A 17,609-nucleotide genomic window follows, 5' to 3' on the forward strand; every position below is an offset into this window, starting at 1 on the left:
TGAAGGGCCGGTCGGCTGCATGCGCAGCCGGCATGGGGCACGACACCAATCCCGACACTATGGCCGACGATATGACCGACACCCGCCCGGAGTCGGCCTCTGCACAACCGCAGGTCAGGCCCCGGTTTTCCCGTGGTGAGTGCTCGGACTTCCCCTCTTCTACCCGCCCTGCCCCGCTGTGGTGGTGGATGTGATGGTGGCTGGGTGGTGGGCGCCGTCGAGGGGAAGCGGGCGGCCCTGCGCTGGCCGTTTTGCTGGCCCGACGCGGTGCGTCGGCCCGGACGGCTGCGCGGACCTCTCGCTGAGGCCGAGAGGAGCACCAAGCAGATGGCCTCCCTCGCAGTCCCCTTGCCGAGCTGCCGGGAGGCTGCGGCATCCAGTCGGTGAAACTCGCCGCAGCGGTCGCTTAAGACCGCGCTGAGCATCCTCTTGATCGGAAGAGCTGATCGGCGTTAACGTCACCCTTCACTTTGTGTTACGAGAAGAGCACCACCTGCACGTGCAATGGGTCTGGTGCTTCCCGGGGGGTGTCGTGCCAGAACGCATTGCGATGGCGGCTGGTCTACCGCCGATCAGTTTCGTGGCTCATCAGATGCGTACGGGCGGGATGGGCGGTGCCCGGGACGACTTTGAGGAAATGATCATTGAGCTCGCGAACGCCACGATGCCCGGTGTCCGCACCATCGCAGCCAACCCCGGTGACTGGGGCATCGACGCGTTCGCCGGCGACCTCGGTGGCTCCATCACGGTCTGGCAGTCCAAGTACTTCCATCCCGTCACTGCGGCTACACACCAGCGGACGATCAGGGAGTCCTTCCAGTCGGTGATCAAGCAGGCGGCCGAGCACGGTCACACGGTGAAGATGTGGATCCTGTGCATTCCTTCCAGCATGGATGGGCCGACCACGAACTGGTGGGACAAGTGGAAGAAGACCCAGGAACGTGACCACAACCTGGTCATCGACTTGTGGGACGCGACGCAGCTGACGGTCAGACTGCGAACTCCAGAAGCTGATCATGTGCGCCGCGCTTACTACGAACCATTCACGGCAGCGCCTCCCGACATCGCGGAAGCTCGGACCGTCCTGGAAGTAGACGAGGACAAGGCGGCTTCCTTCGACTCTGCGCTCTTCGTCAGACAGATGAGGGAGGCCGGCCATCTAGAGCTCGACGGCGCCAAACGCCAGTTCTTCAACGCGGACCTGGTCGCACGCGAGATCGCCCATAAGGGCGTGCCCTCGGAGGTCAACGCCCTGGTGTCCACCGACGCGACCCTCCACGGCGTGTGGGAAACCCGCTTCAACGAGTGCTGCGCTGACGACAACCTGCGCAAGTTGCACAGCCTGGTCTGGGCCGACGTCCGGACAGAGCACCCCCAGCTACCCAAACAGCTGAGGCTGGAGGTAGCGCACGCCTGGGGACTGGTCCACCGGCTCGTGGACAACCGAAAGGCCGGCTGGGTCAAGCACTGGCGCACCGTTGCCGCCACTCACCGCGAAACCGATCCGCACAGTCAGCAGCCCCCGCATGAGCCTCCGACCGACGATGAGGAGTCGCCATGGACACCGACCGCCCGGTAGTCATGCCGGAGGACGAGGTCCAGTTCCGGCTGGCGCAGCTCCTTCTTCTCATGAATGCCATGGCCGACCAGAAGTCGTACAGCGCGAACCTGGAACGCATCGCCTACTACGACTTCCTCTCCGCGAACCCCTTCCTGGTGGTGGAGCCGGACAGCCGGGAGGCGTCCCTGCTGCGTCTCGCGGGCTTCGACCCGAGGGTGCTCTCATACGCGTCCTCGGGACAGCGATTCACCAGCCGCCGAGAACGCATTCAGCATGACTTGAGCCTGCTGGTGGCCTACGGATGTTGCAGCGCCGCCAATGAACAGGGCGGACTCGTCTACCGCATCACCTCTGCCGGACGTGACTTGAGCGCTCACCTGACCACGACCTACGCCAATTCCTTCACCACCGCAGCCGAAATGGTGGTCGGAAAGCTACGTCGTCTCAGCGACGTCCGGCTGCGCAAGGAGACCGCGGGCTGGCTGCGTGTCGACGGCAACAACCGGCCCGCCGCAGCGCTCGCCAGCGTTCTTGGAACCGTAGACAGCGGCCGGACAGTACTTCAACCACTTGAGCAGCCTTTCGCGGAGGACGACCGATGACCGAAGCACATGGCATCCGCGTACGACGCCTGCGCCTGGTGGGTATCGGTCGCAACTACGACATCGACTTCACCACAGAGGGCCGCGTCCAAGATCTCTCTGTCATCTCGGGAGCCTTCAGCTCCGGTAAGACAGCCGTCCTGGAGTTCGTCGCCTACGGTCTCGGCGCCAAGAACCACCCCAGACACCCCGAGGTCCTCCGCAAGGTCCGCTCGGCCCTGCTGGAAGTCGAGCTCTCCGGCGACAGCCACATCATCGAACGCGCCGTAGGCGAGCCCTCCACCGTGGCCTTCGTCCGCCGCGGACGACTGGACCAGCCCTCCTTCTCCACAATCGAAAAGAAGGTCATCGCCCCGGCCGGCGACCCCCAAAGCCTCTCCTCTCTCCTGCTGAGCCACTGCAAGCTGGAAGGCGTAGAACTACGGGAAGCGCCAACCAACGCAGAATCACGCACCGACCCGCTCAGCATCCGCGACCTGATGTGGCTGACCTTCCTGCCCAACGAACGGGTCGCCGACAAGAACTTCCTCTTCGAAAACAGCCCCCCGCGCAAGCACAAGCTGCGCCAGGTCGTCGACGTCGTCTTCGGCGTCCACGACGACCGCGCCGTAGAACTCGGATCGCGCATCAAACAGCTCGAGGGGCGCCTCAACCGTTCGCGGACCGAGCTAGCCGCAGCCACCGCCTTCGTCGCCGAACAAGAAGGTGAAACGGTCACCGACCCGCAGACCCGCCTGATCGCCGAGCGCCAGCTGACGGCGATCACCGCACAGCTTGAAGAACTCGACCAGCAGGCGCACGCCGCCACCAGCTTCGCCGAAGAGCTACGCCAGACCCACCGGCGCGCTGCACAGGAAGCCCGCACCGCCTCCGCCGTTCTGCGTGACCGGGAAACACAGCTTGCACGCATGCTTCCCCTGCGGGCCCAGTACGCTGACGACCTCCTCAAACTCGGCATGCTGGCTCAAGCGCGGCAGCTGTTCGACCCGCTCCGCGTTCGCACGTGTCCCGCCTGCCTGAACCCGTTGTCTGCCCCGCCCCACGTCCTCGACGGGCACTGCAGCATGTGTGACCACGACCTGCCGGAGACGCCTGATCTGACCCTCGGCGCAGCGGCCGACAACAGCATCAGCGCACAAACCGAGCAGCTGGACGTCGCGGCCGAGATCCGTTCGACGAAGGCCCGGCTCAAAGAGATCACTACGTACATCGAGGAACTCGATGCCTCGCTCTCCTCTGCCAGGCAGCGGGCGCAGATCGCCAGCTTGGAAGAACAGCGTGCGGCGAAAGCCCTCGACGAAGCCACCTCACCCACCGTCTCCACCTTCCTCGTGGCCCGAGACGAGCTGCATCGCCGCAAGGAGGTAGCCTCCCGCCAGATCGATCAGTTGAACACCGCGTTCAAACTCCAAGAAGGCTTGGCCAAGCGGGCCGGAGCCGTGAACCGCCAAGAGGCGAACCTGACCCAGCTTCGCGAGGAACTTGCGCAACTGGGCGATGCCACCCAGGACCGAAATGAGGTACTCCGACAGATCAGCACGCGCTTTGGCCGTCTCCTTGCTGAGTGGCACTACCCCAAACTCAGCCAGGCCCACATGGCGAACGACCTGACTCCCTTTGTACGTGGCGAGCCTTACCAGGTGGCATCTTCAGGAGCCAGGACACTCATCACCCTCGCATGGCAACTGGCCGTCTTCGAAACTGCCTTCGAGAGCGGGGCAGCGCACCCCGGATTCCTCATGATCGACAGCCCCCAGAAGAATCTCGGACACGGCACCGGCCGCGACACCCTCATCGCGGACGCTGTCAGCACCGACGACTTCTACCGACATCTCACACAATGGCTGGCACACCATGGCAACGGAGCGCAGGTCATCGTCGCCGACAACAGCCCACCCGAGCTGATCGAGGACCGCGTGATCGTCCGTTTCAGCCGTGACGAGACAGAACCGCCCTACGGCTTGATCGACGACGAGACGGGCTGACTAGACCATCCGAATCAGGTCCTGCCCGGAGACCGGACAGGACCTGAAGTGTCGTTTCGTGGGGGTGTAGTTGAGGTGTAGGTGTTGTTGTGTGCTGGGGGTATCCCGGTTTGGTTGAGATTGTGTGAGCGTGGTCTTGTCGGGCTGTAGGCCCACTGGCGTGGGGTTCTCTCGTTTTCGTTGAGAGTTTTCCGGTGTCCCTCGTGTGGTCCTGTCTTCTAAAGGTCCGGTGTGTGTTTCCCCTGGTCACAGCGTTGTGCCGTGTGGGCGTCGGGCGGTGCGGGGGTTATCGGTTCGGGGTGGGGCGGTGGTGGGTTTCGGCGAGGTGGTCCAGGCGGATCCCTTCGAGGCTGGTTTTGGTGATGCGTTCGGTGCCGTCGTGGATGGCGGTGATGGCTGCTTGGCGGATGAGGCGGGTCAGGCTCCCGATACGTCCCGCGGTCCGCTGGTGGAGGTAGGCGGCGTGGCGGGGGAGTGTGCCCGGCTGGTGTGCCCGTAGATCGAGTGCTGTTTCCACGCCCGTGATGAGTTCGCGGAAGGGTTCGCGTTTCCCGAGGCGTGCGGGGAATGCTCCGCATTCCACCAGGGAGGCCCGCCCGGCGAGTTGTGCTCCGCGTACCCCGGAGAACAGGGCGGTGGTGGTGACGTCGATGCCCGCGTATACGAAGGTCGCGCGGATGCGTTCGGTGAGGTCTTTGAGGAGATCGGCGGTTTCCGCGCCGGTGGTGGTGCGGGGGTTGAGCCGGTGGATCTCGTCGATGAGGATCAGGCGCACGCCGGTGTGGTTGTAGGTGTGGCAGACGGCGTCGGTGATCTGGGCTTGCGTCATCCGGCCGGTCACGGGAATGCCGAGGTAGCGGGCGAACTCGGTCGCGAGGGCTTTCGCGCTTGCCGCGGGCGGGACCAGCACATACGCCACGGGCACCGGTGCGTGCACGCTGTGGTCCGGTGGCGGGTGCTGTCGGGTGTGGGCGAGGTGGCAGGTGCGCCCGGTATGCAGGAGGGCGGTGGTCTTTCCGGCCGCTGCCGGCCCGGTGACGATCAACGAGGGCCGTGCGGTGGTCTGCTGGTGCTGTCCCAGGATCATCAGCGTGCGCACGGTCGTGGTGAGGGTGTCGATGGCCGGGGTCCGTACCGTGACGAAGGCGGAGTGGTAGGCGAGGCGTTGTTCTGTGCTTCGTTCTGGTTCTCCGGGTGTGGGTGGTTGTGGGGGAGGGGTGGTGGCGAAGTGCTGCCAGCCCTGCCAGGTCGTCACCGGCCATGCCGCGTCTGTTGGCCCGTCGCCGTCTGGGGCGCTCATGCCGTGCCCTGCTCGGGCGTCCTTTCCGTGCGCTGTGGAAGGACTGCTTCCTGTTCCCGGGCGGGGGCCGGTCACCATTTGAGAGCTTCTTCCTCGGCGTCGTAGAGCCCGTACCCGCTCACCGATGCTGCCGGGCCGTCCATAGTTTCGTCCTGCGCGAGGTCTTGTGTTTCCTGGCCTTGGTCGAGGCCGTCGAGGCTGTCCTCTCCCGCATACGTGGCTCCCGGATGCGGTGGGGGTGCCTGGTACGGGCTCTCGGAGCGGCGGGGTGGGGGAGTGCGGACGGTGGTCGTGCGGTTGAGGAGGTGCTGCTCCTGGGCGGTGGCCTGTCCTGCCCGGGCACGGCGCATCAGAGCGTCGAGGGCCTCGGCGAGAGCGGCTTCGGCCTGTTCGGCGTCCTGGCCGGCCCGCTGACCGGTGATGGTGCGCAGGTAGTGCCAGATGCGGTCGTTGAACGGCTGGTGGGTGTGGTCCCGGTGGATCCACGGGATCTCGGTGAGCTGGCCGTCGGGCAGGCGGATCCAGATTTGGCGGACGTCGTGGGGGTTGTAGTGGATCTCCCATTTCCCGCCGCGGCCTGCCACGGTGGAGGGCTGCCCGCGGTGCGGGCCGAGCAGGTCGTGGTCGTAGGTGCGGTGGTGCAGGCGGATGCCGTGCTCGGTGATGGCCTGCCACCGCACAGGCAGCAGCTCCAGGTAGTCATTGCCGGTCAGCGGTACGGGCACGTATCCGGCGACCGCGACCAGGGCCGCCCACATCTGGTTCGGGGACAGGGCGATCTTCGGCAGCATGGGATGCCGCAGGCCCTGGTGCGGGCGGTGGTGATAGTGCACGACCCACTCATCCAGCAGCTCCTGCAGCTCGGCGACGCTGTAACAGGCTTCGCGTGCCGCGTCCTTGCCGCGGCGGGTGACGTCGGAGCCGGTGTAGCCGGGCAGGTGCTGGCAGAACAGGGTGTTGATCGACCCGAAGGTCCGCTCCACGATGCCTTTGGCTGTGGGGGCGAACGGAGGTGCGGCCTGCACGCCGATCCCGAGTGCTTCGCAGGCGCCCGTGAACGCCTTCGACAGGAACACCTTCCCCCGGTCCACCACCACGGTCTCGGGCACCACGACCGGCCGTGCGGCCGCTCCGCGAAGACGTTCGTCCAAGGAAAGCAGACGCTCGGCCGGCAGGACCGTGCTGTGTGTGAAGCGCAGCACGTCAGGCCACGCCGGGCGTGCCGGATGCGGCACAGCCATCTCCGCCAGCAGCAGAGCGGCGTCGACCGCCTGCGTTCCGGCCGGGCACAGCACCCCCGCCAGGATCGCCCTGGAGGCGACATCTACGGCGATCGTGAGCTCTGGCCGGCCCACGCTGCCGTCGTCGAACCGTGCGAGGACGTCCAGGCGGGTGGTGTCGATCTGTACCTGCTCCCCGGGCCGCAATGCCACAGTCGGGGTGAATCCGCGTCCGTCGTCGGTGACCGGCACCGTCCGTACCCGGGTGGCCGGATGGTCCGCCGGGTGGGCGATTTCATGGACGAGGCGGTAGAACGTGGCCCGCGACGGCATCGTCACGGCACCCTTGTACCGGTTGTCCAGGAGCCGTGCGACCAGCGGCATCAGCCCCTTCACGGTGCCTTTGGAGCGCCCCCGCTGCCCGCGCAGTACTTCCCTGACCGCGGCCACGACCCGCTCGTCCTGGCGTCCGCCGCCGCTCCGCCCCCGTGTGGAGCGGTGGTCCACCAGCCCCCACAGCCCTTGTTTGCGGTACGCCAGCCGCATCTTCTGCACCGTCCTGTCCGACACCCGCCCAAAGCCCAGCGCCGTCAGCTCAGCGGCTTTGGCGCGTTCGCGCTCGGCCAGCGTCCACCTCTGCGGGTCATACTCGGCCCGCATCACCCCGCCGCTGTCCGGTCCGCCAGGCAAGCCGCACTCGACCTCTCTGACGTGCCGCAGCCAGGCCATCGCCTTCTCCCGGGCCGCCACGGGGGCGGTCTCGAACAGCCCCCACTGCGGCACCGCCTGCACTGGCTCCGCACCCAGGACCGCGAAGCCCGGGTCGGCGAACAGGTGCCCGGCGAGCACCACCTGGTCCGCGCCGCCCTCATCGACCAGGTGGAAGCCCTGCCGGGACAGGGCCACGACCTGCCACCGCACTCCGCCGAAATGGACCTGCGCCCCGACCTCCACCACCGGCCGGCCACGGCGCCGCACCCCGCTCACCCGACCTCCCGGATGCTCGCACCGGCCCTGAGGCCGCTTCCGACGGGGCCCCCTGCACTCGACAGGCCGGGTCCGCCCCCGGACGCAGGGGCCTGGACCAGGACGCGTTCGTGCAGCGGCACATCGATCGCCGCCACCAGCAGTCCCGCCCACAGGGCGTGGAATGTGACGGGCAGCACCTCGATCGGATCACCGACGGCTGCCACCCCCTCAAGGAGCGGCCGCGGCCGGGCGAATGCGTCCACCACCGCCTCCAGCAGTCCCGTTCTTCCCCGATGCCGGGGGTGTCGGTAGCCGGCCAGCCATTTCAGATTCGCTGCCGGCACCTCGTCCAGAGGTGGCAGGCGCCGGTAGCCCCAGCCGATCTCCTCACACGCCGCGCTCACCGCTTCGGCGGCGGCCAGGGCGCGTTCACCGCCGGCATCGGGGCGGCTGGGGCAGTCGGCCAGCAGGGCAGTGCCGTCGCGGTACCGGGCGAAGAGCTGCGGCACCCAGGACCGCACCAGACCCCGGGAGTTGCGCCACAACAGCCGCACCGGCCGCCCAGCCAGACCCGTCACGTCCGGGGCCCGGTCCAGGACCATCAGATGGAGGCGCATCGCGTTCGATCCGGCCGCCACATGCCGCCCGGTCGTGGCCGACCACCACAGCCCCGGCCCCCACCGTCGTCCCGGGACCACCGGGAACGCCGACACCGGATCAAGGTCTTCGAACGCGACCGCGAGAGCGGCATCCGCCCACCGCTGCTGCACTGCCTGCCCGACGGGGTCGAGGAAGACTGCTTCGAACCCGGCCCCGATGTTCACGTCCACCGGCCCTGACCTGCCGCCAGGCCTGACCGCCGCATTTTTGCCGCTCACCCGCCCAGCCAAACCGGACCGGCTGCCCGCCGGAGCCATTTGCGCATTTCGATCACGTGGTGCCACGTGATGCGGTACGCAGCGGGCCACACGCCAACGCGCCCTTTCCCCGGCGAGCCAGTACCTATCCGTCGCCCGCGTCCTGGTATGCCTTGAGCGCGTCAGCCAAAGGACCAGGGGGCAGCTTCGCCCACCGGACCACATCCTGCGGCGGCACCCCGGCATTCACAGCCGCCACTACTGTGTGCTGCAGAGCCTTCTCAATCAGGTCGGCACTGTGGCTGAGGATGCGCAGCAGATGCTGGGACACGTCCGCACTCGAACCGGTCTGCGCCCCGCGCAGCTGGATCAGCTGCTCCTGAGCGCCGTCGACCAGGCTACTGATCTGGGCCCGCTGTTCGGGCGGCACCGCAGCCCGCCACATCCTTCCCGAACCGGGCGCCCGCTTCTCCTTGCCCAGCACCCGCAGCCGCCCGGCCATCGTCACCGGCTGATGTTCCCTGCGCACCCACCAGGGATCGTCCGCGTACCCGGGCGGGCCCCCGGCTCCGCGGCGCTTGCGGATGACGGCGCCCATCCAGGCGATAAGCGGCCCGCCGTGATCGGTCGCCACCAACGGCCCCAGCCACGCGCGCCCGACCCGCTCTCCGAGCCGGCGGCAGAACATTCCGTCGGCGGGCAGTGCCCGCGGCCGCCCCGCACCACTGTCTACCCACACCAGCTCGGCCATGCCCGGGTCCAGCAGGGCGTCGGCGACCGCCACCACCTCGGGGAAGACGACCGCGTCCCGACCCACGATCCGCCACCGCTCCAGCTCACCCCCGGCATCACCGCCCGCGACCAGATGCAGGCGCCGCGGCCAGATCGTCTCCCGCTCCCAGCCATAGGCCTGATCCCACCACCGCGCCACCACCGCATACGCCAGAGCGAACACCCGCCCCGGCTCGGCCCCCGCCCGTACAGCCTGCCGCGCCACCCCCGTCCACCGTCGCTGCGCCGCGGCCACCTCCGGTATGTGCCGAACATTCAGATGATCGAGGGGTTGGTCGGCGTCCGCGTCCGCGTCCAGCAGCCACCGCCCATGCCGCACGCACACCCGCTCCCACCGCGGCGCATACCGAACGACCTGCACGGCGGTTCCCGTACGCCCGGCGGCGCACAGACGACAGCCGAAAGCCACCGGCCCGGCCACCGTGCTGCCGATCCGCCACGCCGCCGCCGGGACTCCGCCCTCTTCGGCGGGCAACTTGGCATCCTCCTGCCCCCAAGACGGCAACGCTCGTGCCAGTACGCCTTCCTCGACGCCGCACAGCCCTGCCAAAAGGTGCCGTCCGGCAGCGTTCAGCAGTACCTCGGCGTCGGCCCGGCAGGCGCCGCCTTCGTGCTTGGGCTGGTGGTTGCGCCAGTGCCAGCAGGACCGCAACGCCTTCGCCTCCAACCCGTAGCGGCTGGCGATGCGGCAGATCAGCGACGAGGTCGTCTCCCCTGCAGGGGAGCGATCCGCAGGAGGCTGGGGTAATGGGTCACTCCACCACGGTCTCGTGCTCACCGTCTTGGCGGGCGTTTTCGCAACGGATGCTCAGCAGATCGAGGCCGCCTCCCCCCTGCCGACCGGATTCGTCGCGATCAAGGCGCCCCCCGGCGGCCGCCCCGGTGCCGACTCGTCCCACAGCGCCAGACGCCCGCCCGGCCCGCGCGCCCCTCGGGGACCCGGATTCGACGCGGATCCTTCCTATCTGCATCAATTTTCCAGCCCAGGCGACTGTGTGACCTGGGGAAACAGTGTTTCGCGCGGGCTGGTGGGGGGAGTTGGGAAAGATTTTTTCCGTTCGGCATCCGGATCCGGCCCCCTGTGGCGTGTAAGGGATGAGGGCCTTGTGTCTTCATCAACGAGTTCGTCACTACTGGAAGGCCTGGTCGATGACTTGGTCGTACTGGGTGGGAGCAGGCGGGGTGTCACTTCCCGTGCTGGTCCTGCTGTTCTTCGCGATGCGCCGCGCCAAGGGTGTCGTGGAGATGCTTGTGAAGGCGCACATCGAGACCCGGGCGGAGCGCGAGCAGCGCGCCACCATGGTCGCGATGGCGCAGTCCCTGCCCGACGGCGGCGCTGCGGCCCGCTTCGAGCAGGGACGGCCGGCGTGGCTGTTCCGCAAGGACGCAGCCGAGTCGGCAGGCCACCGGGCCATCGGCACGCGGGAGGCCGCGTGAGCGAGGCCGCCCCGGGAGCGGACTTCGAGTCCTTCGTCCTCGAGACCATCGAGGCGTTCTCCCGACTGGCCCGGGCCCAGGCAGGCGACTTGCACAGCGCCCAGGACGCTGTCCAGGACGTCTACCTGAACATGTACCGGCGGTGGGATTTCCTCACCGCCGGGCAGGGTTCCCTGACTGCCTACGGCCGCACTGCGGTGAAGCGAGCGGTCATCGACCAGTTCCGCCGAAACAAGCGGATGGTCATGGTTCCCGTTCATGAACTGCCCGAAAAGGAATCAGGCATCGGAGTCCCCGAAGCCGCCTACGAAATGATTAAGGAAGGCATCGGCGAGCTCGTCGAAAGCCTCCCTGAACGGCAGCGCGAGGTCATCACCCTGTGCATTCTGCAGGACCTCAGCCCTGGCGTGGTTGCACAGCGCCTCCAGATTAAGGAGGAGTCGGTGAAGCGCTACATCAAAGCCGCCGCCAACAACCTGAAGAAGTCCATCACCGAGCACAGCGAGGAGGTAACCGTATGACGCACCTGTCCGCTTGGACGCACCACCCCGAGGAGCGGGGAGCCATCCGGCTCCTCGCCCTGTGGCTGCTGCTCGATGGCTCTGAGCAGGCAGTTTCTAAGGGTTCTCGGATCGGCGAGAACCCTGTTCAGGCGGAGGGGGGCCAGCCTTCGGGCTGGCCCCCGGCCCCCGCCACCTGCCCGGAAACCCCTGGGATCGGAAATCATCGACTCGGTGTGCGCCGTGAACTGCACTCTCTCCTGAAAAAGGAGATCGATGACTCCGCAACACCACAGGAAACACGTCGCGTAGCAGAAATCCTTGAGTTCCTGGACAGGGATGATGAAGCGCGAAGCTGGTGGAAAAAAGCAGCTCTCAAGGGTGATCAGGATGCATTGGATTATCTTCATGTTCTCGATGCCGAGAAGGAAGAAAATCTATCGGCATGCTCGCTAGGGGGAGAGCAAGCTGATGAAGCATTCCGTTCATTTGTGAGTGCATTCGCATGCCCACCTCTTCTCATTGCGGACAGGCTTGATTCCGCCTTGGGAGAAGCTGGCGTCCGAATGCCTGAGGGATCACAGAATCTGGTCCGTGAGATCGAGGACTTCCTGACCCACTTGGACCACACGACCGGCGGACCGCGGTGCTGACACGACAGCGCCTCACGCGCCCACACACAGGAGAGCACTTGTAGATCAGCTTCCATGAGGCCTTCACGATGCAAGGCCAGACGACTCGTTGAGGTGGCGGTCCTCCCCGCGTACGCGGGGAGGACCGCCACTGCGTTTAGCCCAGCACGTCCGCAAAACGTCGTGCGCACCTGCCCCTTGGTTGATCGCAGGCCAATGCTGAGTGCCGGGCTGGACCCGGAGGGCATGGGACGAGGACGCGCTCTGTGGCTCCTGCGTCGGGATGAACTCGACGACTCACTTGCAAGGGCTTCGGGCGGCCCTCAGTCTCGCCATCTCCCTTCGCAGGTCCTGGCATATACCTGAAGACGCCGTACTTGAGTACCTGAGTGCGACACCCGCACAGACGCAGAGCAACCCGCACCGAGCCTGAGCACACTGACCCCGCCCCCATAGACGCGAATGCTTCGCGTGAGGGGCGGCTGGCCGACCGTCTCCCCGAGGTTCGTTAGTCGATTTACGGAGCTCGCCAGGGGGTGGTGCAGATGGCGGGGGTTGCTTGCTAGTCGGCTTTGAGGTCTCCGGTGGGGGTGATCTCGATGGTGAGTTTGAGCTTGTTGCCGTGCGTCCAGTCCAGGGCGCGGTCGTACTGGAGGCGTCCGACGACGATGCCGGGGGCGATACCGGCTTGACGGGCGAAGGACTCGATTTTGGTGAAGGGCGTGGGTCGCTGGGCGAGGCGCCGGTAGGCGGCGGCGTGTTCCGGTGGGATGAGGGTGTCGGCGGCGAAGGCATCAGCCTCGGCTTCGCTGCGGTCTCCTTCGGGGGTTGTGTCGCTGTCGCGGCGGGTGTCGTCGATGAAGGTGAGGCGCTTGCCGTGCAGGAGCACATGACCGAGCTCGTGGAAGAGGGTGAACCAGAAGTGGTCGTCCTTCTTGAATCGGTCGCTGAGCGCTACGCCGACTTTTTCCGGGGTGAGCCACCGGGTGACGCCGGAGACGCGGCTGTTGGGGGGCGCGGGAACGAGGACCACGGCGACGCCGGCCTGGGCGCACAGGCGCGTGATCTCGGCACGCCAGACTACGGGTTCTTCGATTGTCAGAGCACGCAGCCGGGGGAGGAGGTCCAGTAGGGCCGTGCGGTCGAACGGCGCGCAGATCAGTTCGCGGGCTTCGATCTCGGCCTGACGCAGCCAGACGGCGGTGGCGTAGTCGTCGGGCCTGAGAACGGTGGAGCGCCGGAACGCGGTCCGGTAGCCGCGCCATACGCTCTCCGCGACCTCGGGGTCGGCGACGCCGAAGAACGTCAGCAGGCGTTCGAGGTTGTCTACGGTGCATTCCTTGGTCGGCAGGATGCCCCGCTTGACGAGTTCCGTCAGGGAGAAGCGCTTGAGCCAGTCGAGCTGGCTGCTGAGGGCTTCGCGGCTCTCGGCGCGGCTGACGTGGGTGCGCCAGGCGGCTTCCATCTGGTTCCAGAGGGAGGCTGGGATGCCGACGGCGCGCTCCAGGAGCAGTGCGGTCTCCGGGGTGAGGACGGCGCTGCCTTGGACGATCTGGTTGATGTGCTTGGTGGACAATCCGGTGCGGCGGGCGAGATCGGCCTGGGGGATGCCCAATGTTTCGAGTTGCTCTTTGAGAGTGTCGCCTGGGGGTAGGACGTCGTCCGGGCGGTATGGCTGGTGTGTGGCGGCGGGCGGGGTCACGTGAATGCCTCTCGGTCGGCGAGGCTGCGGGGCGGGCCTGAGGGCGGGGTCAGGGGCAGTGGATCGCGGTGACGATCACTGCGCGTACGGCGTGCTCGTCGAGGGTGCCGTCATCGAGGGTGGCAGGTGGGTCGTCGCGCGGGCGGACGACAAGGTCTCCATGAGTGCCGAGCGACACGAGTCGAGTGAAGCAGTCACCGTTGGCGGCGGGTCGCAGCCGCGCTGCCGCGATATGCCGCAGGTCAGCCAGCTGGTAGGCGGCTGACATCTGGCCGAGGCGTCGGAGCAGCGTGGTCGAGCCTTCATGGCCGAATCGATCTCTCCGGGCAGGGCCGCTGTTGCAGACACGGGCGAGCTCGGCGTCCTCAAAGACGATCTCCACCAACGACCTCAGAATCCTCTTCCGTATACCTACTGCTTCCATGCTATCCTCCGGATCAAGGTCGATAAGTTTCATGTACCTAGTAGGTACATGAAACTGGCGCCCGCTAGAGGTCGCAAGCACTCATCGAAGGGAAAGCCCATGGCAGGCAAGAGCAGTGCATCCAGTGGCAAGCGTGGCCGCAGTGCGATCACGGGCCGGTTCGTGAAGCAGTCGGCGGTCCGTCGCAGCCCGTCGACGACCGTCAACGAGTCGGCCTCGAAGAAGCCCAAGAAGAAGTAGCTCTCGTCCAGGACCCAATGTCAGGACAGCGCCCCGCCAGACGCCCCGGCACCCACCCGTCCGAACACGCGCTCCCCACTTCAGGAGGACCCCATGTCCCAGGACAGCCACGGACCCAAGCCCGTCACGATCATCGTCAACGCCCGCCCCCACACCTGGGAGGCCAAGGAGATCACCTACGAGCAGGTCGTCAACCTCGCCTACCCCGGCCAGCCGCCGAACGACCAGGACACCTACACCGTCCGCTACAGCCGCGGCCACGACGGCCACGGCACGGGCAGCCTCACCGCCGGCCACGACGTCCGAGTGAAGAAGGAGATGGTCTTCGATGTCTACCGCACTTCTCGCTCGTGACCCCGACCTCTCCCGCCTCCTCGACGACGGCTACGACATCACCCTCGTCGCCGGCCACATCATCGTCCGGATCCCGTACGTCACCGACAACCGCACCGTCGAGCGCGGCTTCCTCGCCCACCCCGTCACCATCGCCGGAGACCGCTTCGTCTCCGGCACCGACCACCGCATCTGGTTCGGCGGCTCCACCCCGTGTGACGAGCACGGCCGCCCCCTGACCCTCGCCACCCCGGAAACACGGGTCATCGCCGACAACACGCAGGCGAACTTCATGCTCTCCAGCAAGCCCCCGGACGGCTACCCCGACCAGTACACGAAGATCACTGCGTACGCCCGGATCGTCGCCGACCACGCCCACACCCTCGACCCCACAGCCACACCCACACCCGGCGCCGCATGGCAGGAAATCGAGGACGACAGCCCCTTCGCCTACCGCGACACCGCCACGTCCCGCGCCGGCATCACCGCCGTCAACCGCCGCTTCCGCGGGCAGTGCATCGTGATCGTCGGCCTCGGCGGCAGCGGCAGCTACATCCTCGACCAGGTCGCCAAGACCGAGGTCGACTCGATCCTCCTGATCGACGGCGACACCTTCGACAACCACAACGCCTTCCGCGCCCCCGGCGCCCCCACCCTCGACACCCTTCGCGCACGCCCGCCCAAGGCCACCTACTTCGCCTCTGTCTACACCCACATGCACCGCGGTGTGACCGGCTGCGCGCAGTACCTCGACGAAGACAACCTCGCCCTCCTCGACGGGGCGACATTCGTCTTCCTCGCCTCCGACGACGCCGCCAGCAAACTGCCCGTCATGGACTGGCTCGAAGCCCACGACGTGCCGTTCATCGACGTCGGCATGGGCATCGAAGAGATCGACGGCCACCTCAGCGGACTGCTCCGCGTCACCACCAGCCTCCCCGGCCGCCGAGACACCGCACGCCACCGCATTCCCCGACCCGCACCCGAACGCGACGCCTACGCAAGCAACATCCAGACCGCCGACCTCAACGCGCTCAACGCCATCTTGGCCGTCATTCGCTGGAAACGCTCCCTCGGCATCTACGCCGACGCCACCGACGAGGCCCACACCACGTACTCACTGATCACCAACGAGATCGCCAACGAGGACCTTCCGTGACCCCACCAGACACCTTGCGCCCGGTCTTCACCAAGACCTTTCCCCCGGCCATGGACGCAGGGGTCCTCTACATCTCGATCCCCTACCGCACCTGCAGCCACCTATGCTGCTGCGGCTGCGGCCACGAGATCGTCACGCCTCTCTCCCCAGCCCAGTGGTCCCTCACCTATGACGGCGAGAACGTCTCCCTCACCCCCTCAATCGGCAACTGGTCCCTTCCATGCCAGTCGCACTACTGGATCCGTGCCAGCCGCGTCCGCTGGAGCCGCCGCTACACACCGGCGGAAATCGACCAGAACCAGGAGCGCGACCGCCGCCTACTGGCCGCCCACGACAGAGAAGAGCAGCGGCCGCGACGCAGGGCAAGTCTCCGCCGTTACTTCAGGTTCTGGCGTCCGTAGACCGGTGAAGACGTCGTGGAGCGCAAGAGACTGCCTTCCCCCCGCCCGCAGCCTTCCCCATTGCCACGGGCGTGCGGATCTGACTGCCCCGCCCAGACGACGTGACAACCGAGTTGCAGCGGTCCTCACGCACGAGACCCCGGGATCGTCGCGGCCCCGGGATCTCGCTGTCGACGTCAGGCCCAACTGACACCCAGCTCCGCGAGGGCGGCGAGCTGCTCTGCGGTGAGCTTGTCGCGGCGTTGTTTCTGGTTGGAGTACCAGATCCCCAGGGCCAGATCGTGTTCCTGGTCGTCGATGACGATCTTCTCTCGGTGGGTTCGCTTAACCGTGGACTCGCCCTCTCGGGCGACGTACTGGGCGAGGGCGGTCAGGCCGCGTTGGAATGCTTGTTGTGCCTTGTTCGGGCCCTTCGTCGTACGCGCCACCGTCGGGGCGGGGGCCGGTGCCTGGTCGGGCTGCACGCCGAGCTTCATCAGTCGTTCTTGCTGTTCGGTGGAGAGCTGCTTCCAGGTGCCCGGCTTCTGCTGTTGTTGGAGCCATCGTCCGATGTCGTCGCCGTCCATGAGTACGCCGGGCTGGATGTCGGGCAGCATTCCGCCGGCTTCGTCGGCGGCGAGGTCGGCGAGCAACTTGTGGTGGCGTTGCCAGTCGAGGGGCCAGGGGCAGTTCCAGTCGGGGTCGATCTTCGCCAGCTGTGCCGCGCGTGCTGCGGCTCGTTCCGGGTCCTTCCCGAGGCCGCCCTTGCGGCGGAGGTTGGCCATGTGCTGCCCGACCGGCACCAGGCCCTTTCCCTCGCCTTCGCCCCAGACGGCGTCTTGTCGGGGTGCGAGGTGTCTGGTGGCCCGGTGGTAGGAGCGGAGTGCGGCGAGTTTGTTCTCCCATGCTTCGTCGCCCGGCTCCCACACCATCCCGGCCTCGTCGAGGAGCTCCTTGCGGTGGGGGTCGAGTTCACCGGCCCGCAGTGATTTCCGCTGCTGGTGCACCCATCGCCCAAGCGGAAACGCCTTCGTCGTCCCGACTGCGGTCTCGGTGTCATAGGGAACGGCGTGCAGGTCGGCGATCCCGTTCTCGGTGCGCCACCGGACCAGGGCCCGGTAGCCCTCGAGCCACACCAGGGACTGGGGGCGGATGACGCGGCAGCGGGTCAGGGCTGCGATGTCGGCGGCATCGCGGGGCAAGGCGAAATTCACCACGACCGAGGTGACCCGATCGACCTCCTGCTGCGCCTCGCTCGCCTCCTCACCGTCCCCGCCACTGGTTCCGGCCACCCCGGCGGGCCGGACGTGGATGCGCCGCCGTTCGGTGCCGCGGGTCAGGGCGCGGGAGGCGAGCTGGTCGACCATGCGTTCCGAGTGCGAGCGAAGGGCTTGGAGGATGTCGACCAGGGGCTGGTAGCTGGCCGAGGCGATCATGTCTTTCGGGTCCTCCCCGGGCTGGAGGAAGACGGGGATGATGATCCGTGCGGTCTTGGTCGTGCCGTCGGGGTTGGGGC

The 17,609-nt window shown here is 67.1% G+C and carries 17 protein-coding genes; 10 read left to right on the top strand and 7 right to left on the bottom strand.

What is annotated here, in order from left to right; all coding sequences use genetic code 11:
* Positions 1-532: 532 nt before the first annotated feature.
* From Sfulv_RS29365 to Sfulv_RS29375, 3 genes are read left to right on the top strand one after another with little or no spacing between them, the layout of a single operon-like run.
* Positions 533-1,579 (top strand): serine/threonine protein kinase, encoded by a 1,047-nt coding sequence (locus tag Sfulv_RS29365; protein ID WP_256669211.1) that lies wholly within the window; start codon positions 533-535, stop codon positions 1,577-1,579.
* Complete coding sequence (locus Sfulv_RS29370; RefSeq protein WP_173317436.1) at positions 1,558-2,163, top strand: ABC-three component system middle component 2; 606 nt, start codon at positions 1,558-1,560, stop codon at positions 2,161-2,163. The genes Sfulv_RS29365 and Sfulv_RS29370 overlap by 22 nt, the downstream gene beginning before the upstream one ends.
* A complete protein-coding gene (locus Sfulv_RS29375; RefSeq protein WP_173317438.1) occupies positions 2,160-4,148 on the top strand; it encodes a DNA recombination protein RecN in 1,989 nt (662 codons plus the stop codon). Before Sfulv_RS29370 ends, Sfulv_RS29375 begins: the two co-directional genes overlap by 4 nt.
* A gap of 286 nt (positions 4,149-4,434) precedes the next feature.
* On the opposite strand, the gene Sfulv_RS29380 is transcribed toward Sfulv_RS29375, so the two are convergent.
* From Sfulv_RS29380 to Sfulv_RS29395, 4 genes are all read right to left on the bottom strand, one after another.
* Positions 4,435-5,448, bottom strand: coding sequence for a TniB family NTP-binding protein (locus Sfulv_RS29380; protein WP_218900255.1), 1,014 nt, complete (start codon positions 5,446-5,448; stop codon positions 4,435-4,437).
* Positions 5,449-5,519: 71 nt separating this feature from the next.
* The gene (locus tag Sfulv_RS29385; RefSeq protein WP_173317440.1) at positions 5,520-7,655 is read right to left on the bottom strand and encodes a TnsB C-terminal domain-containing protein; all 2,136 of its coding nucleotides are present in this window, start codon (positions 7,653-7,655) and stop codon (positions 5,520-5,522) included.
* On the bottom strand, positions 7,652-8,467 hold the full coding sequence (locus Sfulv_RS29390) for a TnsA-like heteromeric transposase endonuclease subunit (RefSeq protein ID WP_371874712.1): 816 nt from the start codon (positions 8,465-8,467) through the stop codon (positions 7,652-7,654). Before Sfulv_RS29390 ends, Sfulv_RS29385 begins: the two co-directional genes overlap by 4 nt.
* Positions 8,468-8,639: 172 nt before the next feature.
* Positions 8,640-9,953: a DNA-binding protein gene (locus Sfulv_RS29395; RefSeq protein ID WP_256669212.1), complete on the bottom strand. Its 1,314-nt coding sequence runs from the start codon at positions 9,951-9,953 to the stop codon at positions 8,640-8,642.
* A 515-nt stretch (positions 9,954-10,468) separates the two neighbouring features.
* Here Sfulv_RS29395 and Sfulv_RS29400 point away from each other — a divergent pair.
* From Sfulv_RS29400 to Sfulv_RS29410, 3 genes are read left to right on the top strand one after another with little or no spacing between them, the layout of a single operon-like run.
* Positions 10,469-10,723 (top strand): hypothetical protein, encoded by a 255-nt coding sequence (locus Sfulv_RS29400; RefSeq protein WP_256669213.1) that lies wholly within the window; start codon positions 10,469-10,471, stop codon positions 10,721-10,723.
* On the top strand, positions 10,720-11,244 hold the full coding sequence (locus Sfulv_RS29405; RefSeq protein ID WP_173317444.1) for an RNA polymerase sigma factor: 525 nt from the start codon (positions 10,720-10,722) through the stop codon (positions 11,242-11,244). Before Sfulv_RS29400 ends, Sfulv_RS29405 begins: the two co-directional genes overlap by 4 nt.
* Entirely contained in the window at positions 11,241-11,876 is a 636-nt protein-coding gene (locus Sfulv_RS29410) for a hypothetical protein (RefSeq protein ID WP_173317446.1), read from the top strand. Before Sfulv_RS29405 ends, Sfulv_RS29410 begins: the two co-directional genes overlap by 4 nt.
* Before the next feature lie 541 nt (positions 11,877-12,417).
* Here Sfulv_RS29410 and Sfulv_RS29415 read toward each other — a convergent pair.
* Positions 12,418-13,557: an ImmA/IrrE family metallo-endopeptidase gene (locus Sfulv_RS29415; RefSeq protein ID WP_173317448.1), complete on the bottom strand. Its 1,140-nt coding sequence runs from the start codon at positions 13,555-13,557 to the stop codon at positions 12,418-12,420.
* A gap of 49 nt (positions 13,558-13,606) precedes the next feature.
* Positions 13,607-13,939, bottom strand: a complete 333-nt coding sequence (locus Sfulv_RS29420) for a hypothetical protein (RefSeq protein WP_073882904.1) — start codon at positions 13,937-13,939, stop codon at positions 13,607-13,609.
* 141 nt (positions 13,940-14,080) lie between these two features.
* Between Sfulv_RS29420 and Sfulv_RS29425 the strand changes: the two genes are divergently transcribed.
* From Sfulv_RS29425 to Sfulv_RS29440, 4 genes are all read left to right on the top strand, one after another.
* A complete protein-coding gene (locus Sfulv_RS29425; protein WP_167393076.1) occupies positions 14,081-14,221 on the top strand; it encodes a hypothetical protein in 141 nt (46 codons plus the stop codon).
* A 93-nt stretch (positions 14,222-14,314) separates the two neighbouring features.
* Positions 14,315-14,575 carry a multiubiquitin domain-containing protein gene (locus Sfulv_RS29430; protein WP_173317450.1) on the top strand — a complete coding sequence of 87 codons (261 nt, stop codon included), beginning with the start codon at positions 14,315-14,317 and terminating at the stop codon, positions 14,573-14,575.
* Positions 14,550-15,713, top strand: coding sequence for a ThiF family adenylyltransferase (locus tag Sfulv_RS29435; RefSeq protein ID WP_173317452.1), 1,164 nt, complete (start codon positions 14,550-14,552; stop codon positions 15,711-15,713). The genes Sfulv_RS29430 and Sfulv_RS29435 overlap by 26 nt, the downstream gene beginning before the upstream one ends.
* A complete protein-coding gene (locus tag Sfulv_RS29440; RefSeq protein WP_173317454.1) occupies positions 15,710-16,114 on the top strand; it encodes a ubiquitination-like system serine protease family protein in 405 nt (134 codons plus the stop codon). The genes Sfulv_RS29435 and Sfulv_RS29440 overlap by 4 nt, the downstream gene beginning before the upstream one ends.
* Before the next feature lie 176 nt (positions 16,115-16,290).
* Here the strand turns inward: Sfulv_RS29440 and Sfulv_RS29445 are convergent.
* Positions 16,291-17,609: helicase associated domain-containing protein (locus Sfulv_RS29445; RefSeq protein WP_173317456.1), on the bottom strand; the 1,319-nt coding region annotated here is incomplete at its 5' end.

This window comes from Streptomyces fulvorobeus, assembly GCF_013167895.1.
Lineage (GTDB): Bacteria > Actinomycetota > Actinomycetes > Streptomycetales > Streptomycetaceae > Streptomyces > Streptomyces fulvorobeus.

Coding starts and splice junctions, on each gene's coding strand:
- Sfulv_RS29380 (WP_218900255.1), bottom strand. CDS start 5,448: ATGAGCGCCCCAGACGGCGACGGGCCAACAGACGCGGCATGGCCGGTG.
- Sfulv_RS29410 (WP_173317446.1), top strand. CDS start 11,241: ATGACGCACCTGTCCGCTTGGACGCACCACCCCGAGGAGCGGGGAGCC.
- Sfulv_RS29435 (WP_173317452.1), top strand. CDS start 14,550: ATGTCTACCGCACTTCTCGCTCGTGACCCCGACCTCTCCCGCCTCCTC.
- Sfulv_RS29370 (WP_173317436.1), top strand. CDS start 1,558: ATGGACACCGACCGCCCGGTAGTCATGCCGGAGGACGAGGTCCAGTTC.
- Sfulv_RS29375 (WP_173317438.1), top strand. CDS start 2,160: ATGACCGAAGCACATGGCATCCGCGTACGACGCCTGCGCCTGGTGGGT.
- Sfulv_RS29430 (WP_173317450.1), top strand. CDS start 14,315: ATGTCCCAGGACAGCCACGGACCCAAGCCCGTCACGATCATCGTCAAC.
- Sfulv_RS29425 (WP_167393076.1), top strand. CDS start 14,081: ATGGCAGGCAAGAGCAGTGCATCCAGTGGCAAGCGTGGCCGCAGTGCG.